This window comes from Streptomyces sp. NBC_00582, assembly GCF_036345155.1.
Lineage (GTDB): Bacteria > Actinomycetota > Actinomycetes > Streptomycetales > Streptomycetaceae > Streptomyces.
The window spans coordinates 4,868,157-4,889,357 of sequence record NZ_CP107772.1 but is presented as its reverse complement, the minus strand read 5'-3'; the positions used below and the strand labels follow the sequence as shown (position 1 = coordinate 4,889,357).

15 protein-coding genes are annotated in these 21,201 nt (G+C 71.9%); 11 read left to right on the top strand and 4 right to left on the bottom strand.

From position 1 onward, the window contains the following. Window positions 1-332: 332 nt before the first annotated feature. Entirely contained in the window at window positions 333-884 is a 552-nt protein-coding gene (locus tag OG852_RS21610; RefSeq protein ID WP_330348718.1) for a Uma2 family endonuclease, read from the bottom strand. Window positions 885-2,041: 1,157 nt separating this feature from the next. After that, window positions 2,042-3,286, bottom strand: coding sequence for a helix-turn-helix domain-containing protein (locus OG852_RS21605; RefSeq protein WP_330348717.1), 1,245 nt, complete (start codon window positions 3,284-3,286; stop codon window positions 2,042-2,044). 158 nt (window positions 3,287-3,444) lie between these two features. Here OG852_RS21605 and OG852_RS21600 point away from each other — a divergent pair, with 158 nt between their 5' ends. The 3 genes from OG852_RS21600 to OG852_RS21590 all read left to right on the top strand — a co-directional run bounded on the left by OG852_RS21600 (window position 3,445) and on the right by OG852_RS21590 (window position 8,203). After that, entirely contained in the window at window positions 3,445-4,887 is a 1,443-nt protein-coding gene (locus tag OG852_RS21600; RefSeq protein ID WP_330348716.1) for a class I adenylate-forming enzyme family protein, read from the top strand. An 83-nt stretch (window positions 4,888-4,970) separates the two neighbouring features. Next, a complete protein-coding gene (locus OG852_RS21595; protein ID WP_330348715.1) occupies window positions 4,971-6,791 on the top strand; it encodes a DUF3556 domain-containing protein in 1,821 nt (606 codons plus the stop codon). Then, complete coding sequence (locus tag OG852_RS21590; protein WP_330348714.1) at window positions 6,788-8,203, top strand: phytoene desaturase family protein; 1,416 nt, start codon at window positions 6,788-6,790, stop codon at window positions 8,201-8,203. Before OG852_RS21595 ends, OG852_RS21590 begins: the two co-directional genes overlap by 4 nt. Window positions 8,204-8,215: 12 nt before the next feature. On the opposite strand, the gene OG852_RS21585 is transcribed toward OG852_RS21590, so the two are convergent. Next, window positions 8,216-9,421, bottom strand: a complete 1,206-nt coding sequence (locus tag OG852_RS21585) for an HNH endonuclease signature motif containing protein (RefSeq protein WP_330348713.1) — start codon at window positions 9,419-9,421, stop codon at window positions 8,216-8,218. 442 nt (window positions 9,422-9,863) lie between these two features. On the opposite strand from OG852_RS21585, the gene OG852_RS21580 reads away from it, so the two are divergent. The 8 genes from OG852_RS21580 to OG852_RS21545 are packed head-to-tail and all read left to right on the top strand — an operon-like array spanning window position 9,864 to window position 19,845. Continuing rightward, window positions 9,864-10,784, top strand: coding sequence for a glycosyltransferase family 2 protein (locus tag OG852_RS21580; RefSeq protein ID WP_133910587.1), 921 nt, complete (start codon window positions 9,864-9,866; stop codon window positions 10,782-10,784). Continuing rightward, complete coding sequence (locus tag OG852_RS21575; protein WP_330348712.1) at window positions 10,781-11,305, top strand: hypothetical protein; 525 nt, start codon at window positions 10,781-10,783, stop codon at window positions 11,303-11,305. The genes OG852_RS21580 and OG852_RS21575 overlap by 4 nt, the downstream gene beginning before the upstream one ends. 34 nt (window positions 11,306-11,339) lie before the next feature. After that, on the top strand, window positions 11,340-12,431 hold the full coding sequence (locus tag OG852_RS21570) for a glycosyltransferase family 4 protein (RefSeq protein ID WP_133910585.1): 1,092 nt from the start codon (window positions 11,340-11,342) through the stop codon (window positions 12,429-12,431). Then, the gene (locus tag OG852_RS21565; RefSeq protein WP_133910584.1) at window positions 12,428-14,917 is read left to right on the top strand and encodes a DUF2206 domain-containing protein; all 2,490 of its coding nucleotides are present in this window, start codon (window positions 12,428-12,430) and stop codon (window positions 14,915-14,917) included. The genes OG852_RS21570 and OG852_RS21565 overlap by 4 nt, the downstream gene beginning before the upstream one ends. Beyond that, window positions 14,914-16,059, top strand: coding sequence for a glycosyltransferase family 4 protein (locus OG852_RS21560; RefSeq protein WP_133910583.1), 1,146 nt, complete (start codon window positions 14,914-14,916; stop codon window positions 16,057-16,059). Before OG852_RS21565 ends, OG852_RS21560 begins: the two co-directional genes overlap by 4 nt. Then, window positions 16,056-17,372, top strand: coding sequence for a lipopolysaccharide biosynthesis protein (locus OG852_RS21555; RefSeq protein ID WP_166663422.1), 1,317 nt, complete (start codon window positions 16,056-16,058; stop codon window positions 17,370-17,372). Before OG852_RS21560 ends, OG852_RS21555 begins: the two co-directional genes overlap by 4 nt. Next, window positions 17,369-18,613 (top strand): polysaccharide pyruvyl transferase family protein, encoded by a 1,245-nt coding sequence (locus OG852_RS21550; protein WP_166663421.1) that lies wholly within the window; start codon window positions 17,369-17,371, stop codon window positions 18,611-18,613. The genes OG852_RS21555 and OG852_RS21550 overlap by 4 nt, the downstream gene beginning before the upstream one ends. Further along, a complete protein-coding gene (locus tag OG852_RS21545) occupies window positions 18,610-19,845 on the top strand; it encodes a glycosyltransferase family 4 protein (RefSeq protein ID WP_166663420.1) in 1,236 nt (411 codons plus the stop codon). Before OG852_RS21550 ends, OG852_RS21545 begins: the two co-directional genes overlap by 4 nt. On the opposite strand, the gene OG852_RS21540 is transcribed toward OG852_RS21545, so the two are convergent. Then, window positions 19,817-21,103, bottom strand: coding sequence for a cellulase family glycosylhydrolase (locus OG852_RS21540; protein WP_330348711.1), 1,287 nt, complete (start codon window positions 21,101-21,103; stop codon window positions 19,817-19,819). The genes OG852_RS21545 and OG852_RS21540 overlap by 29 nt on opposite strands. Window positions 21,104-21,201 lie beyond the last annotated feature (98 nt).

Genomic DNA, 21,201 nt, shown 5'->3' with positions numbered 1-21,201 from the left:
AGCGGACCACGTCGGTGATGGTGCCGAGCTTGCCCCGCACAGGATGAGGTGCGGGGGATGTGAGAAGAGCGTCTTCGCGTCGCAAGGTCGGTGCGCTGGACGCCCTTTTGTCGCCGGGTCCAGAACTGGAATCCCGCCCGACGGGGCCCGGCCCAGCCCGCCGCCGGGCCTTCCTGGGGCCAGAACGGGGCCGGAAGGACAGGGAAACCCCGGGAGTGATCATCAAACCCCGGGCGCCCCAATGCGTGGAGCTCTTCAGTCGCGGTTTCGGTGATCGTGCCCTCGCCGACCGGCTGCCGGGCCTTCCTGCTTCGGGGCGCGTTTTCTCAGACTCAGTGAGTGTCGGGCTCCGGGTCCGGCAGGGGGAGTTCGTCGAGGTCAAGGGTGAAGGTGCGGCCGTCGGCCAGGGGGATGGGGAGCTTGCCTGTGCCGTATGCGCGGGTGTGGGCGGTGCTGTAGCCGCTGGAGGTGGGCTCGGTGTGCAGGACGACTTCCCGGGCGTAGGGATCCACGACGAGGTAGACGGGGATGCCGTACCGGCCGTACTTCGCGGTGCAGTCGTCGTAATCCTTGCGTGCCGAGGACGTGGAGACGACCTCCGAGATCAACAGGACGTCCTCGAAGCTGTAGCGCTTGCCCTCCTTGCGCGCGTCCTCGCGCAGGATGGCCAGGTCGGGGGCGGAGTTCTCGTCGGCGGGGAAGTCGATGTAGACGTCGGAGGTGACCTTCGCGTGACGGCCGAGGGCGAGAGAGTCGATCTGCATCGACCTGATCGTGCTGGAGTGCTCTTCGCTCTGCGGGGTCATGATGATCTTTCCGTCGGCGCCGAAGAACACCACGTATCCCGCGGGGAACTCGGTGTGCGTGATCGCGTCGACACTCATGGACGGTGCTCCTTCCCGTGTGCCGTCATGATACGGCGGACAGAGCCGTCCCTCGGGTGGACTTCCGTGGCGTGAGCGCACCACAGGGGGGAACCGGTCCGCACGAGCGGACGCCGTAACGCGGGGCGTGAGCTGGGCCCGTAGGTGTTCGGACCCAACAGCTGGCGTTGGGTGACTTCCAGGGGCGGCGGGCGCCTTCCGGGTGGCCATGGGGTGGCCGGACGCCTTTGGATGTTGCGGTCCGAGGTACCGGCGTCCGGTACGACGCATGTGGTTTGATCAGGCACAACGGCATCTGGCGGCATCAGTCCTCACCAGGGCCGGGCGGGCTGGATGAGCACCAGGTCCGCCGCTGTCCCGCTGGGCCCGCCGGGTCACCCTCGTGATGCCGGCCCACGCCTTCCTCGCCGTCGTCCGCGCCGACGAACACGCACACCGGCCCACGCCGGACGACGTGATCCCGTTCGTCCTGCGACGAGATCTGCCGCCTGTTCATCGCGTTCGTCGTCTGGCCCGCCCGCGACACGGCCCACTCACTTGCCTGGTCCGACTGGCGCGACCGCCCACCAGACACGATCACGCACCAGTCACTACCGGAAACGAATCGCATCCCTCACATCAAGATCAGGAACTACGGCTGGAGTGGTCAGTGGCGGTGGCCTTGATGTCCAGTGGATGGGGGGCTTTGTCCGAGTCGGACAACTTGACGATTCGAGACCCGCTGCTTCGGGAGTACCCGATCCGGTGGCCGCTCGGTGGCCGGACGCCTTTGGACGGGGCAGCATGAAGTTGCAGAGGGTAACCTGCCGCAAGTGCTCTGATCAGGTACGACATCACTCGGCGGCATCACACGGTATCCGGCAGGACGATCCCTCACGGCCTCGTGATGCGTAGGTCTCGGGTTCGAATCCCGAAGGCGGCTCCACTGAAGACCAGGCTATGTAGCCCGTGACCTGGTCTTTTGTTATTTCCTTCCTCAGGTGAGTCCGCCAGGCCCTGCTGTGCATCGCGTCCCGAGGACCGGTGGCGGCCGTCAGTTGCCGCAGGGGGATGTTCAGCGCGTGCAGCTCGGCACGCTGAACCGTCGGGCGAGTCGGTGCGCGGCCATGGTGTGCGGTTCTTCGATCGGTTTTCCGTGTCGGGGTGCTGAGCGGCGGTCAGCTCGTGGAGGTGTCCGGGTGTTTGAGGCCGAGCTGGGCGCAGGTCAGCAGGGCCACCTCGATGTCCAGGCGGTTCTCGGTGAGGGGGTGGCCGAGGAGTTCCTCGGCCTTGCGGACGCGGTAGTGCACCGTGTTCTTGTGGACGTGCAGGCGGGCGGCGGCGTCGGTGAAGCTGCCCCGTGCGTTGAGGAAGACCTGCACGGTCTCGCGCAGGCGGACCGTGGCCTCGTCGTCGCGCATGAGGTCGCCGAGGACGCGTCCGGCCCAGGCTCTGACGTCGGTGAGGTGGTCGACGAGGAGGCCGGCCAGTGCGACCCGGGAGTGGAGGATCAGCGCGCGGTCGGGGTCGGCCCCGGTGGCGGCGACGTCGCGGGCGCGCTGCGCGTCACGGAACGTCTGCCGGAAGCCGTCCAGGCCGGACGACGGTTCACCGAGGGCGATGCGGAGCGCGGGGTGGTCGCGCAGTCCGCGTTCGAGCAGGTCGACGTCGGGGTCCGGTCTCCCGGTGGAGGAGATCCACACCCAGGAGGTCTGCTCGTCGGCGGAGATCGTCAGCAGCGCCTTTCCGGTCGCCGCCGCGAGCAGTGCCGCGCCCGCGCGGAGCCGGGCCGTGACCTGGTCGGCGGGTCCCGGGCCGGCCCAGACGATGGCGGCGAGGTGCCAGCCGCGCAGCGACGTCGACAGCATCTTCTCGGCCGAGGCGAGGTCGAGTCCCTCGGTGTCCAGCACGGCCCGGACCTGGGCGGCCCGGGCCGCGTCGGTGCGGGCGTCCCAGCGTCGGCGTTCGTTCCCGTAGATGTCGATGAGGCGCTCGATGACCTGGTCTATGTAGCTGTTCGTCAGGAGCGCGATGCGGCTCATGGCGGCGAGTGCCTCGTCCGTGGGCAGGTCGAGGTCCCGCAGGGTGGTCATGGCCCACTGCACGAACATGTGCTCGCCGAGGCGGTAGGCCCGCAGCAGCGCCTCCAGGGACAGGTCGTGCTGGGCGAACCGGCGGGCGTACTCGGCCGCGGCCGGCGGCACGGTGATGTCGTCGAGGGAGATGTTCAGCGCCAGCATGTCGACGATGGCCGCCAGGTTCGAGGAGGTGCTGGCGACCATGAGCCGTCGTACGGCGTCGTCGTGACGGAACTCGGGGATGACGTCGACGAACATCGCCGTCATCTCCGCGGTCAGGTGCTCCAGCTCCGCCTGGATGCCCTTGGCGGCCTCCCGCACGACCTCGTCGACATGGGCGCTCATACCGGGACGGTACCCAACGATTCCCTTCGGGAAGGTTGTGCCGGCGGCACAAAGCCTCGGCCGCGCGCTGGGACGCGGGCCCATGGTCTGCCCGGACGGGCCCTCCCTACCTTTTCCTCACTGCCTTCGTTCACGGCGCGACTCGATGGTGAGGAAACGTGCTGCACATCTCTGAATTGCCGGATGCCCGGGCCGCCCGGAATCCCGAGGGGCCCTGTATCGAGGACGATCACGGGCAGCTCGACAACCAGGATTTCCTGGTGCGCGTCAGGAACGCGGCGGCTGCTCTGCGTGGCCATGGAATAGGCGCGGGGAATGTGGTCGCGGTGATTCTGCCGAATCGCCTGGAACTCGTCGTCATCATGTTCGCGGCGTGGCGGCTGGGGGCCGCCGTCACCCCGGTGAATCCCGGGCTCACCGACGCGGAGGCCCGCCATCAGATCGAGGACTCCGGGGCGACGGTGGTGATCGCCGAGGGTGCGCACGCCCTCGGGACACTGGACCTGGCCGCCCTGGCGGAGCCGTCGGGCGCCGGGCGGGACACCCCCGCCGCCTCCGCCCCCGCCCCCGACTCCCTCGCTCTGATCATCTACACGAGCGGCACCACGGGACGTCCGAAGGGCGTGATGCTCGACCACGCCAACGTCGCCGCCATGTGCCGGATGATCATCGACGGCCTCGGCCTGGACGAGAGCGACCACAGTCTGCTGGTCCTGCCCCTGTTCCACGTCAACGGCATCGTGGTGAGCGTGCTGTCGCCGCTGCTGGCGGGAGGGCGCGCCACGGTCGCGGGCCGGTTCAGCGCGTCGACCTTCTTCGCCTCGGTCGAAAGGGTCCGGCCGACCTACTTCTCGGCGGTGCCGGCGATCTACGCGATGCTGGTGGCGCTGCCCGCGGAGGTGCGGCCGGACACCTCGTCGCTGCGCCGGGTGATCTGCGGGGCCGCGCCGATGCCCGCCGAGCTGATCGCCCGGTTCGAGGACCGGTTCGGCGTGCCGGTCGTCGAGGGCTACGGCCTGTCCGAGGGCACCTGTGCCTCGACGCTCAACCCGCCCGGCGGGCCGCGCAAGCCCGGCACGGTGGGGCTCCCGCTGCCCGGCCAGACCGTCGCCGTGATGGACGGCGAGGGCAACCTGCTCGACGACGGATCGGCCGGTGAAGTGGTGGTCCGCGGCCCGAACGTCATGCGCGGCTACCTCGGGCTGCCGGACGAGACGGCCAGGACCGTCGTCGACGGCTGGCTGCACACCGGTGACGTCGGGCGCTTCGACGCCGACGGCTACCTCGTCCTGGTCGACCGGATCAAGGACCTGATCATCCGAGGCGGGGAGAACATCTACCCCAAGGAGATCGAGAACGTCCTGCACTCCCACCCGGCGGTACTGGAGGCGGCGGTGGTCGGTGCGGCCGATCCGGTCCTCGGCGAGGTCCCGGTCGCGCACGTCGTACCTCTGCCGGGTGCGGAGGTCACCGCCGACGAGCTCATCGAGCACTGCCGCGGCTCGCTGGCCCGCGTCAAGGTGCCGGTGACGGTGTCCCTCACCGATGCCCTGCCGAGGAATCCGGTGGGAAAGATCGACAAACGGCGCCTTCGCGCATAAGGAATTTCTCCGGAAATTTCTCCCCCATCATTTTCGGGTGCGGTTCGGTGCGCTCGAAAACCGTTGTGAAGAAAGGCCGTGCAATGGGGTTCAAGACCGGTGACTTCCCGCCCGTCGATCAAGAGACATTCCTGGAGAAGCCTCTTCAGGAACGCCTGAGAACACTCGCGCTGCACTGGGTGGAATACGGCTTCGGCTCGCCGAAGGTGATTCCCGTGACGTACGTGGTCAAGGTCCTCTTCCTCTACGTCCTCGCGGGGACCGCCCTGACGACCTGGGCCTCGGGGGTCGGCCCGTTCTGGGAGGTCACCCGCTGGTGGGACCAGCCGGTCGTCTACCAGAAGCTGGTCCTGTGGACGGTCTTCCTCGAAGCGCTCGGGGTGGCCGGGTCGTGGGGCCCGATCGCCGGCAAGTTCAAGCCGATGACCGGCGGGATCCTGTTCTGGGCGCGTCCGGGCACCATCCGGCTGCGGCCGTGGAAGCGGGTGCCGTTCACGTCCGGGGACCGCCGTACGGGGGGCGACGTACTGCTCTACCTTGCCTTCCTGGCGTCCCTGCTGTCGGCGATCGCCCTGCCCGGAGAGCCGACCGGGTCACTCGCCGAGGCGCTGCCCGACAACACCTCCGGGCTGGTGCGCCCGGCCCTGCTCATCGCGCCGATCGCCCTGTACGTGCTGAACGGCCTGCGGGACAAGACGGTCTTCCTGGCCGCGCGCGGCGAGCAGTACCTGCCCGCGCTGGTGTTCTTCGCCGTCCTGCCGTTCACCGACATGATCGTCGCGGCGAAGCTGCTGATCTGCGTGGTCTGGATCGGCGCCGGGGTGTCGAAGTTCGGGCTGCACTTCACCCATGTCGTCGCGCCGATGGTCTCCAACAGCCCGTGCGTTCCGTCCAGGTGGGTCAAACGGCTGCACTACCGGGACTTCCCGCGTGACATCCGTCCGTCGAGGGTCGCGAGCCTCATGGCGCACGTGGGCGGCTCCACCGTCGAGATCGTCGCTCCGTTGGTGCTGCTGTTCTCCACGGACCGCCGGCTCACGCTCGCCGGCGTGGTGCTGATGGTCGTCTTCCACGTCTTCATCACCTCGACGTTCCCGCTGGCCGTGCCCCTGGAGTGGAACCTGCTGTTCGCCTACCTCGCGGTCTTCCTCTTCCTCGGCTTCCCGGCCTGGGACGGGTACGGCGTCGGCGCCATGTCCTCCCCATGGCTGGCCGTCGTGATCGCCGCAGGTCTGGTGTTCTTCCCCGTGCTCGGAAACCTGCGCCCCGACCTGGTGTCCTTCCTGCCCTCGATGCGGCAGTACGCGGGCAACTGGGCCTCCGCGCTGTGGGTCTTCGCGCCGGGCGCGGAGGAGAAGCTGAACTCGCTGCCCCACCGTCCGACGAAGAACCAGGTCGACCAGCTCCAGGCGATGGGCTACCCGCCGGCGGTCGCCGAGATCACCATGCAGCAGACGATCGCCTGGCGGTCGATGCACAGCCAGGGCCGCGGCCTGTTCTCGGTGCTGCTGAAGAACGTCCCCGACCTGGACCGACGCACCGTGCGGGAGGCGGAGTTCGGCTGCAACTCGCTGATCGGCTTCAACTTCGGCGACGGCCACCTGCACCACATCGACCTGATCGACGCCGTGCAGAGCCGGGTCGGGTTCGCCCCGGGCGAGTGGATCGTCGTCTGGGTGGAGTCGCAGCCCATCCACCGCGCCGTTCAGCACTACCAGGTGATCGACGCCGCGCTCGGGGTGATCGAGCGGGGTACGTGGAAGGTCGCCGACGCGGTCGAGGAGCAGCCGTGGCTGCCCAACGGGCCCATCCCGCTGGACGTCACCTGGACCATGGAACACGACCAGCGCGAGGAGCCCGGGACGCCCGAGAGGGCGGAGAGGGCGGAGAGCAGGACACCATGAGCACAGCGGCCGTCGTCGGTGCCGGCCCCAACGGCCTCGCCGCCGCCGTCGCCCTGGCCCGGGCCGGCGTACAGGTCACGGTGCTGGAGGCCGCGGACGAGATCGGCGGCGGCACGCGCTCCGGTGAGGCGATCCTTCCCGGACTGCTGCACGACCACTGCTCCGCCATCCACCCGATGGCGGTCGGGTCGCCGTTCCTGCGGGGCCTCGGCCTGGAACGCCACGGGCTGAAGTGGACGCTGCCGGAGATCGACTGCGTCCACCCGCTCGACGGCGGCACGGCGGGGGTGCTGCACCGCTCCGTCACCGAGACCGCCACCGGCCTCGGTGCCGACGGCCGACGCTGGCGTCGCCTCTTCGAGGGCCCGACGGCGTCGTACGACACCCTGAGCGACGACATCCTCGGCCCGCTGCTGCGCATCCCGCGCCACCCCGTACGCCTGGCCCGCTTCGGCGTCCCCGCGCTGGCCCCGGCGTCGCTGCTGGCGAAGGCCTTCGCGTCCGAGGAGGCCCGGGCCCTGTGGGGCGGGATCGCCGCGCACGCCTTCCACCCCCTTGACCGTCCGCTCAGTGCGAGCATCGGGCTCGGGATCGTCACCGCCGGGCACCGGCACGGCTGGGCGGTCGCGGAAGGGGGATCGCGGCGCATCGCCGACGCCCTGGGGGCCCTGCTGCTCGACCTGGGAGGGAAGATCGAGACCGGTGTGCGGGTGCGGTCGGCCTCGGACCTGGAGCCCACCGACGTGACCGTCTGGGACGTGACGCCCACGGCGCTGGCGGACATCCTGGGCGACCGGCTGCCTCCGCGCGTCGCGCGGGCCTACCGCCGCTTCCGCTACGGCCCCGGGGCGTTCAAGGTCGATTTCGCCGTCGAGGGCGGAGTCCCCTGGACCGCCGGGGCGGCGCGGCGGGCCGGCACCGTCCACGTCGGCGGGACGTTCGCCGAGATCGCCGCCGGCGAGCGGGAGATCCACGCCGGGCGGATGCCCGAGCGGCCCTTCGTCCTGGTCGGACAGCAGTATCTGGCCGACCCCGCACGCTCGGTCGGCGACGTGCACCCGGTGTGGACGTACGCCCACGTCCCGCACGGCTACTCGGGCGACGCCACCGAGGCGATCACCGCCCAGATCGAGCGGTTCGCCCCGGGATTCCGGGACCGGATCATCGGCACCGCCGTCCGCACCCCGTCCGGATTCGCCGCGCACAACCCGAACTACGTCGGCGGCAACATCATGACCGGCGCCAAGGACATCCCTCAGCTGATCGCCGGCCCGCGCCTCACCCTCCAGCCCTACGACACCGGACTGCCCGGCCACTACCTGTGCTCGGCGGCCACGCCGCCGGGCCCCGGCGCCCACGGAATGTGCGGCGCCCACGCGGCGGCCCGAGCGCTGCGCCACCTGCGGGCCTGACGGTTTCCCCGGTCAGCGGCTCCTGTCCCGCATCGCGTCGTGCCGCTCCGCCGCGACGCGGAGCAGGATCTCGCGCAGGGCCTCGCGGGTGCTTCCCCGGGTCTTCACGGCATGGCAGTTCGGGCAGAGCGCCACCATCTGGCCGGGGTGATCACGGCCGCCGCCGGCGAGGTCCCTCACATGGTCGACCTCGAGTATCGGGTGGTTCCGGTCGGTCACATCGGCGGGCTGGCCCGCGCACTGCGGGTTCTCGCAGCGCCCGTTGCTGCGGCGCAGGACGAGATGGCGGGCGGCGCGTGAGCGCCGGGGAGCGAGCGTGGTGCGGGGGACGCGTCCCCCGCGCGTTTCGGCCTCCCGCTGCTCGATCAGCCGGCAGCCCCGCTCGTACTCGGCCGCCGTGATGAGCCACGGCTCCGGCTCGCTCCCGGGTGTTTCGGGGAGGCCGGTCGACTCGATGTCGGCCAGACCGACGTCGGCGAGCAGCGGGGTGCTGTCGAGGCCGTCGAAGTACGTGTCGACCAGGGCGTCGATCACGGCGAGGCGGGTCACCCCGGAGTCTCGGAGCACGTCGTGCAGGGGCTCGGCCAGGCCCCCGAGCGGTCGGTTGGCGGCGAACCAGCGGCGCACCTCGGTGTCACCGTGCGCGGTGGGCACGGGCTGCGTGTGGTCCCGCAGGGTCCAGACCCCGACGCGGTGGAGCGAGGCGACCGGATAGTCGGGGCGGGGCCGCTCGCCTCTCATGCCGTGTCGTTCCAGGAGGGTCTTGAGGGCCTCCTCGGTCTCGGTCCAGGGAAGCAGTCGGGGCTCGCCGCGCAGGGCTCGGCCCATGGCCCACAGCAGGGCGATGGGCTGGTACAGGGCGGGGTGCCCGGAGGAACGGTTCACCTTCAGATGAGTGACGCGGTGGACGAGGTCGTCGGGGCTGGGCGCGGCCACTCCGTCCTCGTCCGCCAGGTCGAAACCGAGGCTCCTCAGCAGTCCGGCGGCATGCGCCGCGCCGCCGGAGAAGTCGCTCGCCGCCAGCGGCCGCTGACCGGGCAGGAAGCCGTGGGCGGCGCCGACGATCGCCTTCGAGTCGTAGGACCTGCCCTCGTACGACAGCAGGTAGCGGCGGGCACGCCGGAACCCGTGGCGCCGGAGAAAGGCATCGCGGCCGAGCCGGTCGCACTCGGCGATCGCCTTCTCGACCTCGTGGCGGGTGATGTCCGTCAGGGCCATGCCGGCACAGTACGGGACGGGGCTGACACGGCCCCGGTCACGGCTCCGGTCGGGTTCTGCTCCCCGACCTCTCGGTCTCAGTTGCAAAACGAACCAGCGCCCGAGGTGACTGGATTTCGCGGCAGGGGCGGGGTGAAGCGGGCGGGCTCGGAGGGCGAGATGATCTTCTTGGGGTGCCTTTGTCCCGTTTGCTTGTGTGGTCTGCGTAAAGATCGAGTTACGGGTACTCGTAAAGAATATGTGTGGAGCTAGGGTAAAGTCCGTCAATAGTTGAAAGGCGCATCAGCTGTGGTGGGGTCGTTTTCGGCCGAATCCGCCTGCCGCCTTGGGTGTCATGCGACCCTGCGACGGGCACGGGTCGCGGTGCTGTGAGGATCGGACGACGAGGTCCCCCGCGGCAGCGGCGTCCGTGAGCACTGGGTCTGCTCCTGGGGGGAGCTCCATGAAGTCTTTGTCCATAGTCATCCCTGCCCTGAACGAGGCCGAGAACCTGCCCACGGTCATGGCCTCCGTCCCGCGAGAGGAACTCGCCGCCGCGGGCTGGAGCCTCGAAGTGATCGTGGTCGACAACGCGTCGACCGACGACACCGCCGACGTCGCCCGCTCGCTCGGCGCCGTCGTGGTGTCCCAGCCCGACCGCGGGTACGGAAACGCCTACCAGGCGGGTTTCGACGCGGCGACCGGCGAGGTCATCGCCACCGGGGACGCCGACTGCACGTACCCCTTCGACGCGCTGCCGCACCTGCTGCACATCCTGGAGGCGCGCCGCGTGGAGTTCATGACCACGAACCGGCTCGGCCTCGAGAACCGGCACGCCATGAAGCCGTCCCACACGGTCGCCAACCACGCGCTCAGCGCGCTCAGCCGGGCCCTCTTCCGCAACGGCCTGCGCGACTCGCAGTCCGGTATGTGGATCTTCCAGCGGCATGTGTGGAAGGCGATCGACGTCCGCTCCCCGGGCATGGCCTTCTCCCAGGAGATCAAGAACGCGGCGACCCGCGCCGGTTTCCGCTGCCTGGAGGTGCCCATCGAGTACCGGGTGCGCGGCGGTGAGGTGAAGCTGAACGCCCTGCCCGACGGGGTGGCCAACCTCCGCCAGCTCTTCTCGCACAAGCTGCGGGACAACCGGCTGCGCGCGGTTCCCCAGCGGATGGTTCCCGTTGCGGTGGTGGCACGTGCCACCGCGGCGGCCGAGCGTGCGGCCCAGGCCGCCGAACTGGCCGGCGCGGCGGTGGAGCAGTACCACGCCGCCGGTTCGGCGGGGCAGCGGACGCTGCCCTCCCTGCCGGCGCCGCGCAGCGCGGAAACGTCTCTGCACTCCTCCGACCGGGACGCCGACGAGGCGTCCCTGGAAATGGCGTGACGACCACTTCGCACGGATCGCCGCCGTCCCCCCGCCGGGGACGGCGGCAGGCCGAGCCACCCTCATCGGCACCCGCACCCGCACCCGGACCCGCACCCGCATCCGTCCGCCGGACGGCCCTGCGGGTCGTCGGCGTACTGGCCGTGCTCGGGCTGTGCGCCGCGGCCTGGGCGGTGCCCGGGGTGCGCGGGGTGCTGCGGGACTCCTTCACCGAGCGGGAGCAGTCCTACATTGAGCTGTACTTCTCGGACGACCCCTGGTTCGACGGCACCGAACTCGTCGTACCGCTCGACCTGGTGGAACACGGGGAGAGCGGGGGCCGTCGGGTGGTCGAGGTGAAGGCCGAGGACGACGACGGCCGATCGCTGGCATCCGGCACGGGCACGGTCACGACCAAACCGGGCGCCCTGATGGAGGTGGACGTCCGGCTGCGGCTCAAGGGAGCGAAGAAGAGAGCGGCCGACGCGGTCGAGGTGACCCTCAGAGGACATCCCCAGCGGCTCCGCCTGCATCTGCGCTGACCGTCCGTCTCCCCTTCCGTTTCCTCGGAGTCTCATGCGCACCATCGTCCAGATCACCCCTTACTACCCCCCTCACCTGGGCGGGCTCGAACGCGTCGTGTCCCATCTCGCGCGCGAGCAGGCCACCCGGCACGACGTACGGGTCCTGACCACGGCCCTGGGCTCGGGCGGTGCCCCGCGGGTCGCCGTCGAGGACGGGGTCGCCGTCCACCGGCACCGCGCGGTGGAGGTGGCGCACACCGCCGTCGCCCCCGGGCTCGCCGCGCAGCTCGCCCGCGTGCCCCGCGACGCCGTCCTGCACCTGCACTGCGCGCACGCCCTGATCCCCGAGGTCGTCGCGGTCGCCGCCCGGCTCAGGGGGCTGCGCTACCTGCTCCACTTCCATCTCGACGTGGACGCCTCCGGACCGCTGGGCGCCCTGCTGCCGTACTACAAGCGGCATGTCTTCGGACGGGTGCTGCGCGCCGCCGCGGGGGTCGTCGCGCTGACGCCGGAACAGGCGGACTTCCTCGCCGACACCTACCGGGTGCCCGCCGAGCGGCTGCACGTCGTGCCCAACGGGGTCGCCGCCTCGTACTACATGCCGCCGCGCGAGCCGGCTGCCGGGCCGCTGCGGCTGCTGTACGTGGGCCGGCTCGGCGTGCAGAAGAACGTGGCCCGGCTGCTCGACGCCATGGCCCTCGTACGGCAGGACGTACGGCTGCGGATCGTCGGCGACGGCGAACTGCGCGACCGGCTCATGGCGCAGGCCGCCGGGCTGGGCCTCGACAACGTGGAGTTCTCCGGCGGTCTGCTGGGCGAGGACCTGGTGAAGGCGTACGCCGACGCCGACGCGTTCGTCCTCCCCTCCGACAAGGAGGGCATGCCCCTGGTCGTCCTGGAGGCGATGGCGGCCGGGCTGCCGGTCGTCGCCACCGACGTACCGGGCACGCGTGAACTCGTCCGGGGCACCGGGCTGCTGGCCGCTCCGGAGCCCGGCGCGCTCGCCGACGCCCTCGACACTCTCGCCGCCGACCCGGCGTACCGGGCCGCGCTGGCCCGGGCGAGCGCCGAGCACGCCAAGGACTACTCGTGGGCGACCGTGGCCCGTCTGATGGACGACGTCTACCGCAGGGCCGGACTGTGACGACGAAGGACACGGCCGAGAACACGGCCGAGAACACGGCCGAGAACACGGCCGGGGGCCCGTCCAAGGCGAGCGCCGGGGACACCCTGCGGCTGAGCGTCGTACGACCCGTCCCCCGCACGTCACCCGAGGAGCCGCCCGGCGCGGAGGAAGCCGGCGAGGCCGAGGCGGCCGGATCACCGCGCCGCGCGCTCCCCGGCCGTCGGCCGCTCGTCCTGCTCGGCGTGGTCCTGGCCACGGTGCTCCAGCTCGTGCCGGACGTGCCGGGGCCGCCGCGCACCCTCGCCGGGCTGTGGCTGCTGTTCGGGGCGCCCGTCCTGCTGTGGCGGCCGGTGGCACGGCGGGTCGTGACGTCCGGTACCGCCGAGCTGATGCTGTCCGTCGGCTTCACCGTCATGACGGACATCGTCGTCGCGCTCACCGTCAACACCGCGCTGCCCCCGCTGGGCCTCGACCGGCCGCTGACCCGGCCCGTCCTGGCGCTCGCCACCGCCGTGGCCCTGCTCGTCCTGAACGCGTTCGCCCCGGTGGACCCGCGCCCGGCGACGGCCCCCCGCCGGCCCTGGTCCGGCCTGGCCGGTGCCCGGGGTCTGCGGCCGGTCGCCGCGCTCGGCGCGCTCGCGCTCGTGCTGTCCGTCGCCGGCGCCATCCGGCTCAACAACGGGCTGGGCGGCGCGGTCAGCGTGGCGGCGGTGATCGCCGTCGCGGCCCTGCTCGTCCTGATCCTGCTGCGCCGGGGCCGCTACCCCGTCCCCGTCCTGGAACTCGGCCTGTACTGCGCGTCGGCGGCGCTGCTGCTGCTCACCTCGCTGCGCGGCCAGTACATCACCGGCCACGACATCCAGAAGGAGTTCCTGTACTTCCGGCTCACCCTGGGCGGCGAGTACTGGGACATCGGCACCTACACCGACCCGTACAACGCGTGCCTCGGCATCACCCTGCTGCCCGTGAGCGTCTTCCAGCTCACCGCGCTGGCCGACACCACGATCTTCAAGGTCGTCCTGCCGCTGCTGTTCGCGTGCACCCCGGTCCTCGTGCACCGCGCGGTGCGCAATGTGGCGCCGCGCGTCGTCGCGCTGATCTCGGCGGTGTACTTCCTCGTCTTCCCGACCTTCCTCACCGACATGCCGTACCTCGGCCGCCAGGAGATCGCGTTCCTGCTGCTGGGCTGCGCCATGGTGGTCCTCACCGACTCGCGCGGCCCGCGCCGGGCCCGCCGTGCCGTGTTCGTGGTGCTCCTCGGCGGCATCGTGCTCTCGCACTACTCCACCACCTACGTCGTCGTCGGCACCCTCGCGATCTCCTTCCTCGGCGACAAGGTCTGGCGGCTGTTCTCCCGCCGGGGCCGCGAGCGGGTCCGCCGCAGACGCCGCGAGGACCGGATGCTGTCCTTCCTCACCTGGTGGACCGTGGCGGTGCCCGCGCTCCTCGCCCTGCTGTGGGCGGGACCCGTGACGCACACCGGCGGCCAGGCAGAACGCACTTTGCACGCCGTCGCCTCGGCACTCGTCGGCGGCGAGTCCGAATCCGGCTCCTCCGACACGGCGTACAGCATCTTCGGCGGCGCGAAGGTGCCCGCCGCGCAGCGCATGCAGGAGTACGAGGACGGACTGCTGAAACAGACCGCGGGCGAGCGCACCGACGGCGACTATCTGCCGCTGTCCGAGGTCAAGAGCCTCAGCACGCCCGTGGTGGAGACCCCCGACATGAAGCCGACCGTCGTCGGACGGGCCCTGGACGCGGTGGGCATCGACGTACGGACCCTCAACGGCGGGCTGCGGCAGGGAGCCGCGCTGTTCTTCCAGGCCATGGTGATGGCCGGGTTCGCCGTCGCGATGTGGGCGCGACGCTCGGCGTTCCGGCCGGTGCGCGACCAGGTGACGATCGCCGCCGGCGCCTGGTGCATGGTCGCGCTGTTCACCCTGATCCCCCAGCTCTCGGTGGACTACAGCCTGCTGCGCGCCTTCCAGCAGGGCCTGTTCTTCTTCGCGCCCTTCCTCGCCACCGCCACCCTGTGGCTGCTGCGCTGGGCGGGCCGCCGCACGGTGCCCCTGGCCGCCCTCCTGCTGGCCGGGCTGCTGCTCGACCTGTCCGGGGTGGTGCCGAAGGCGCTGGGCGGCTATCCGGCGCAGGTGCAGCTCTCCGACTCCGGCCAGTACTACGCCATCTACTACCCCCACGCCGAGGAGCGGCGGGCCGCGCTGTGGCTCGACGCGCGACTCACCGAGGAGGGGCGGGGGCTGGTGCAGACCGACCGGTTCTCGTACAGCCGGCTCCAGGCACTGCTCACCCACCCCACGCTCGCCGACATCCACCCGGCGGCCCTGCGCACCGACTCCTATGTCCTGCTCGGCACCACGCCGACCCGCACCGGGCTGGTCACCGTGTTCTACGGCGGTGACCTCATCACCTACAGGTATCCGATGAAGGTCCTCGACTCCCGCGACCTCATCTACAGCAACGGGGGAGCCGTGATCTACCGATGAGCGCGCGCCCGCCGAGGGTCCTCCTCGTCAGCCACTACTACCCGCCGCACGTCGGCGGCATCGAGAACGTCGTCCGGCAGGAGGCCGAGGGGCTGGCCGCGCGGGGCGCCGACGTCACCGTGCTGACCAGCGGCCCGCGTTCGGCGACCACGGTCGAGGGCGGCGTACGGGTGGTGCGGATCCGGGCCTGGAACGGCGCCGAGGAGCGGGCCGGAGTGCCGTTCCCCGTGTTCTCGCCCGCGCTCGCGGCCGCCGCACTGCGCCTGAGCCGGCGGGCGGACGTCGTGCACGTCCACGACTGCCTCTACCTCAGCTCCTGGGCGGCGGGCCTGGCCGCGCGGCTCACCCGCACCCGCCGGGTCCACACCCAGCACGTGGCGGTCGTCGACCATCCCTCGGGCCTGGTCCGGGCCGTGCAGCGGGCGGTGTACGGGACCGCCGGCCGGTTCCTGCTGCGCGGCGCGCGGTCGGTGTTCACGCTCAACGCCTCGGTGGCCGCCTTCGTCCGGGCCCACGGCGCCCGCGCCGAGCGCTCGCACCACCTCGCCAACGGGGTCGACACCGAGCTGTTCCGTCCGGCGGCGACGGGCGAACGGGCCGCCGCCCGGGACCGGTTGGGACTGCCGGCCGACCGGGTCCTCGTGCTGTTCGTGGGCCGTCTGGTGCCCAAGAAGGGGTACGACCTGCTGCTGGCCGCCCACACCCCGGACGCCGGCTACGACCTGGTGTTCTCCGGGGGCGGCGACGCGGCCGCCCTCACCGGCCGGCCCGGCGTCCACCACCTCGGCGCCCTGCCGCCCGAGGCCGTCGCGGAGGCCTACCGGGCCTGTGACGTGTTCGCGCTGCCGTCGACCGCGGAGGGCTTCCCGCTCACCGTGCAGGAGGCGATGGCCTCCGGGCTTCCGGTGGTGACCACCGACGACCCCGGCTACGCGCCGTACGGACTGGACCGCGACGGGGTGTCCCTGGTGGCCCGTGACGTGCCCGCGCTCGCCGCGGAACTGCGCGCCCTGGCGGCCGATCCGCTGCGGCGGGCCCGCATGGGGGAGTACAGCCGGACGTACGCGCAGCGGGCCTTCACCTGGGAGAGCCATGTGCGGACCCTGCTCGCCCACTACCGCGGGGACGGTGGGGGACGGTGACCGCCCGGCACGCCCGGTCCGGAGACCGGATCTACCGCAGCTCCTTCTTCCTGCTCGCCTCGACGGTCGTCACCGCGGGCCTCAGCTTCGTGTTCTGGGTGGTCGTCGCCCGGTTCTACTCCGCCGCCCAGGTCGGCCTCGCCACCTCCCTGATCTCGGCGACCTCGCTGCTCGCCACGCTGAGCCTGCTCGGCCTGAACAACACCCTGGTGCGGTTCCCGGCCGGGCGCGCGGCGCGCAACGCGCAGATCAGCCAGGCCCTCGTGCTGGTGGCCGGGGTGGGCTGCGCGGCCGCCGCCGTCTATCTGGCCGGACTGCCCTGGTACGGCGCGAAACTCGCGTTCGTGCGTGACGACTGGCCGTCGGCGATCGCCTTCACCGTCTTCTGCGGGTTCGCGGCGATGAGCATGCTGGTGCGCTCGGTGTTCACCGCCGCCCGCATCCCCGAGTACAACGTGCTGATCGACGGCCTGACCCAGGGCGTCTCCAAGGTGGCCGTACCCGCCGCCCTCACCGGGCTGGGCGTCTTCGGCATCGTGGCCTCCGCCGGGGTCGGTTACGCGGTGACCGTCGTCGTCGCACTGCTCGTGCTGCGGCGCCGGCTGGGCCTGCGGATCGATCTGCGCACCCGGGGCACCCGGCTGCGCGAGAAGTTCCGCTTCTCCGTGGCCAGTCACGCCTCGAACCTGATCAACCTCGCGCCGGTGCTGGCGACTCCGCTGATCGTGCTGCACCACCTCGGGGCGGCCCAGGTGGGCTACTACTTCGTGGCCTTCCAGATCGCGGCCATGCTGAACGCCGTCTCCACCGCCGTCGGCGAGGCCGTCTTCGCGGAGGTCTCCCACCAGGAGTCCCGGTTCCGTGAACTGATGCTGCGTTCGGGCCGGATCATCGCGGCGGTGCAGGTGCCCGCCGCCACCGTGGTGGCGCTCGGCGGCGGGCTGCTGCTGCGGATGTTCGGCGCCGAGTACGCCGACCACGCGCGCTCCCTGCTGATCGTCCTCGCGATCGCCGCCCTGCCGGTGTCCCTCAACACCTGGGCCTGCTTCGCCCTGAAGCTCAGCCAGCGCATGGCACAGCTGATCACCGCCAACACCGTGATGGCGGCACTGTCCATCGGGCTCTCCTCGCTGTGGGCCGACCGCGGACTCGTCTGGGTCGGCTACGCGTGGGCGATCGGCAACCTGACGGCGGGCCTCTTCGCCACGGCCTGCCTGCTGCGGGGCAGGACACCGGCCGCACCTTCCGTCTCCCCCGCCTCTTCCGCCTCCCCCGTCCGTACCGATGTCCCTACCGAGAGGTCCCCCCTGTGAAGATCGTGGTGATCAACGCCTACGTCCGGGAGAACGCGGGCGACGCCGCCCTGCTCTCCGTCTGCCTGCGGCAGGTGCGGGAGGCGTTCCCCGAGGCGGACGTGGCGATCGCGGGCATGGAGGACGCGGCCGTGCACCCGGAGTTCGAGGGCGTGCGCAACCTCGGGTCGCTGCGCCGGTACGTCGCCGACGGCACCGTCTCGCTGCCCCGCCGGCTGCTGCGCAAGGCGCTGGTGGGCCTCGCGGGAGCCGTCGCGGTGACGCTGCCGCGCCCGCTGTGCCGGGCCCTGCTGCGCGCCCTGCCCGCCGAGGCGCGGCGCGAGGCGGAGGCCGTGTCCCGGGCGGACCTGGTGGTGTCGATGGGCGGCGGTTATGTGCTGGCCCGGCCTGGGCTCGACGGCTACCAGAACGTGTTCTTCGTCCTGCTGCCCGCGCTGATCGCGCAGAGGTCCCGGGTGCCCGTGGTGTGGGCGCCGCAGTCCTTCGGCCCGTTCCCGGCGGCCCCCCAGCGGTGGCTGGTCGGCCGGGTCATGCGCCGCTCGGCCGCCGTGCTCGCGCGGGAGGACGTCAGCGTCGGAGAACTGAAGGCCTGCGGGATCCCCGAGACGCACATCGAGCGGGCGGTCGACGCCGGCTTCGCCTTCGCGCCCGGGAACCGCGTCGCCTGGCGGGAGAGGCTCGGCGTGGGTCCCGGCGAGCGGCTCGTCGGCGTCACCGCCCGCCGCTGGCTGGCCCCGGCCGCCCAGGACCGCTACGAGCGCGAACTGGCCCGCACCATCGACGCCGTCCAGGGCACCGGCGCCCGCGTGGTCCTCATCCCGCAGGTCAGCACCGACTACCTCGGCGACGACGACCGTGTCTGCGAGCGCCGTATCGCCGCCCACTGCACGAGCGGCCCGCTGATGGTCGACGAGGTGGTCGACTACCGCGACCTCAAGGGCCTCTACGACGAGTGCTCGCTGCTGATCGGCACCCGCTTCCACTCGGTGATCTTCTCCCTCACCAGCGACGTGCCGTGCGTGGCCATCGAGTACGAGCACAAGACCCGCGGCATCATGGCCGACCTGGACCTCTCCGCCTGGGTGCTGCCCATCGCCGACGTCACCCACGAACGGCTGTGGGCCCTGGTCGAGCCGCTGCTGAAGGACCCCGCCGCGTACCGTGCGCTCCTCGACGGCAACCTGCCCGGCTACGTCGCCCGCGCCCGCTCCCTGCCCGCCCGGCTGCGGGAGGCCGTGTGACACGGCCGTCCTGGAACCCCCGTTCCGAGAACGCTCGTGGGGAGAACCGTCGTACGGTCGCCGTCGTCACCCCCTACTACCCGCCGAACATCGGCGGCGTGGAGCAGTACAGCGCCCGCGTCGCCGCGGCGGTCGCCGCCACCCCCGATCTGCGTGCCGTCGTGCTCACCACCCGCCTCGACGGGGGGCGGCGCACCACGGTCACCACCGAGGACGGGGTGACGGTCGTACGGCTCGGGGTCTGGCTGCGGCTGTCGAACACGCCCCTCAGCCCCCTGTGGCCCTTGCAGCTGCGCCGCTGGCTGCGGCGCACCGGCGCCGACGTGGTGCACGCGCACGCCCCGGTGCCCGGGCTCGGTGATCTGGCGGTCGCCGTCGCGGGGGACCGGCCGGCGGTGCTCACGTACCACGCCGGCTCGATGCACAAGGGGGAGCCCGGCAGCGGAGCGGCGGACCGGCTGATCCGGCTGTACGAGACACGGGTGCTGCCCCGGGTGTTCGACCGGGTACGGCGTCTGGTGGCGGTGTCCCCGGTGTCGCTGGCGGCGGCCCGCCCGGACGCCCTCCACATCAGCCCCGGCGTCGACACCGACCGGTTCACGCCGGGCGAGCCCCCCTCCCGGCGGCGGCCGACGGTGGTCTACGTCGGCCGGATGGACCGCTCGTCGGCCTGGAAGGGCACCGACGTCCTGGTCCGGGCCTTCGCCCTGCTCGCGGCGGAGCACCCCACGGCCCGGCTGCGGCTGGTCGGCGACGGCGACGCCGTGCCCGGGCTGCGCGCCCTCGCGGCCGAACTCGGCGTCGAGGACCGCCTGGAGACCCCCGGCGCGCTCAGCGGTGCCGCCCTGACCGACGCCGTGCGCACCGCGGCCGTCCTCGCCCTGCCCTCGCTCACCGAGGCGGAGTCCTTCGGGATGGCGCTCGTCGAGGCGATGGCCTGCGGCACCCCGGTCGTGGGCTCCGCGGTCGGCGGGATCCCGTACGTCGTGGACGACGGGGAGAACGGACTGCTGGTCCCGCCCGGCGACCCCGTCGCGCTGGCCACGGCCTGCGCCGGGCTGCTGTCCGACGGGGTGCTGGCGGACCGGATGGGGGCGGCCGGGCGGCGGGCGGCCGAACAGCGCTACGCCTGGCCGGCGCTCACCGCCCGTTATGTGGCCCTGTTCCGGGAGCTGGGCGCGGCGGGCGACGCCGACCTCCCGCTCAGTCCCGCCGCTCCCGGTAGTCGCTGATCGCCTTCCGCAGCGCGGCGAAGGCCGGCTTGTGCCGTCCGTCGGAGTACAGCAGGCCGAAGTGCTGGGAGGTGCGGCTGTCCGCGGTCTCCGCCTCGCCGTCGCGGTAGGCGAACCAGAACACCTTCGCCACGGAGGGGATCGCGGCGGCCGCGGGCACGGTGTCGGTGGCGATCTCGGCCTGCAGCCGCGCCGTCACATGCCGGGTGCCCTGAGCGTCCGGGCTGTCCGCTGCGGTGCCCTGCGACCAGGTCGGCGCCCCGGTCTCGGTCACCCACACCGGCATGTCCGGCTTGCCGTAGCGGCGCAGGACCGACACCAGGCTGTCGCTGGTCGAGGCGATCTCCTCGAAGCGGGTGCCGGTCGCCGTCTTCGCGCCGGGCAGCAGCGGATAGGTGTACGGGTGGTAGGAGATGGCGTCCACCTGGTCCAGCGCGCCCAGCCGGCCCAGCTCCCCGAGATACGTCTGATGGGACACGTACTGCTTGGCCGGGTCGGTCTTCACCGCCGCGAGCCCGCCGAGGAGGAGATACGCCTTGGAGTCGGCGGACCGCACGGACCGCGAGGCCGCCTTCAGCAGGCCGGCGTAGCGCTCGGCGTCCGGGCCGGTGTGCCAGAACGGCCTGATGTTCGGCTCGTTCCAGATCTCCCAGGTGTGCACGCCCCGGGCGGAGTACCGCTCGGCGGCGGCGCCCGCGAAGGCGGCGAACTGGTCGTCGTCGGCGGGCGGGCAGGTCTGGCTGGTGCTCCCGCAGTCCGCGGCGGCGGCCCAGCGCGGGGTGTAGCCGATCGTCGGCAGCACCTCCAGACCGCGTTTGTCCGCGGCGTCCACGACCCGGTCGAACCGCTCCCACAGGTACTGGGAGGGGGAGTCCGGCTGGATGTTCCGCCAGGACAGGTCCACCCGCACCCAGTGCACCCCGAGGTCCGCGGCGTCGTCGAGGGCGCGGCCGAGCTCGGCGTCCGTGGACCAGGTCAGGGTGTCGCCGAAGGACAGCCCGAACCCGAGCTCGCGCGCGGCGGCCGGGGAGGCGTCCTTCGTGTCCCCCGCTTTCCCCGCGACGGCCCCGGACGCCCCGGCGCTCTCCGGGGCACGCGAGGACAGGTCGAGCCCCGAGGTGGACACCACCGCCGCGACGGCTCCGCCGAGGACGACGACCGAGACGATCGTGCCCAGCAGACGCCGGCCCATGGACGACGACGAGGAACCACGGCGCCGCCGGGAGGGCGACGGGGGGTTGGGGGACAGAGCAGACACCAGCGCAGCCTATGTGATGTTTCCGGCCACCGCGGAGGCCGTGACTCATCTGTGCTGTTGGCTACGGCACACCACCCGACCTGGGCGTTGTCCCGGAC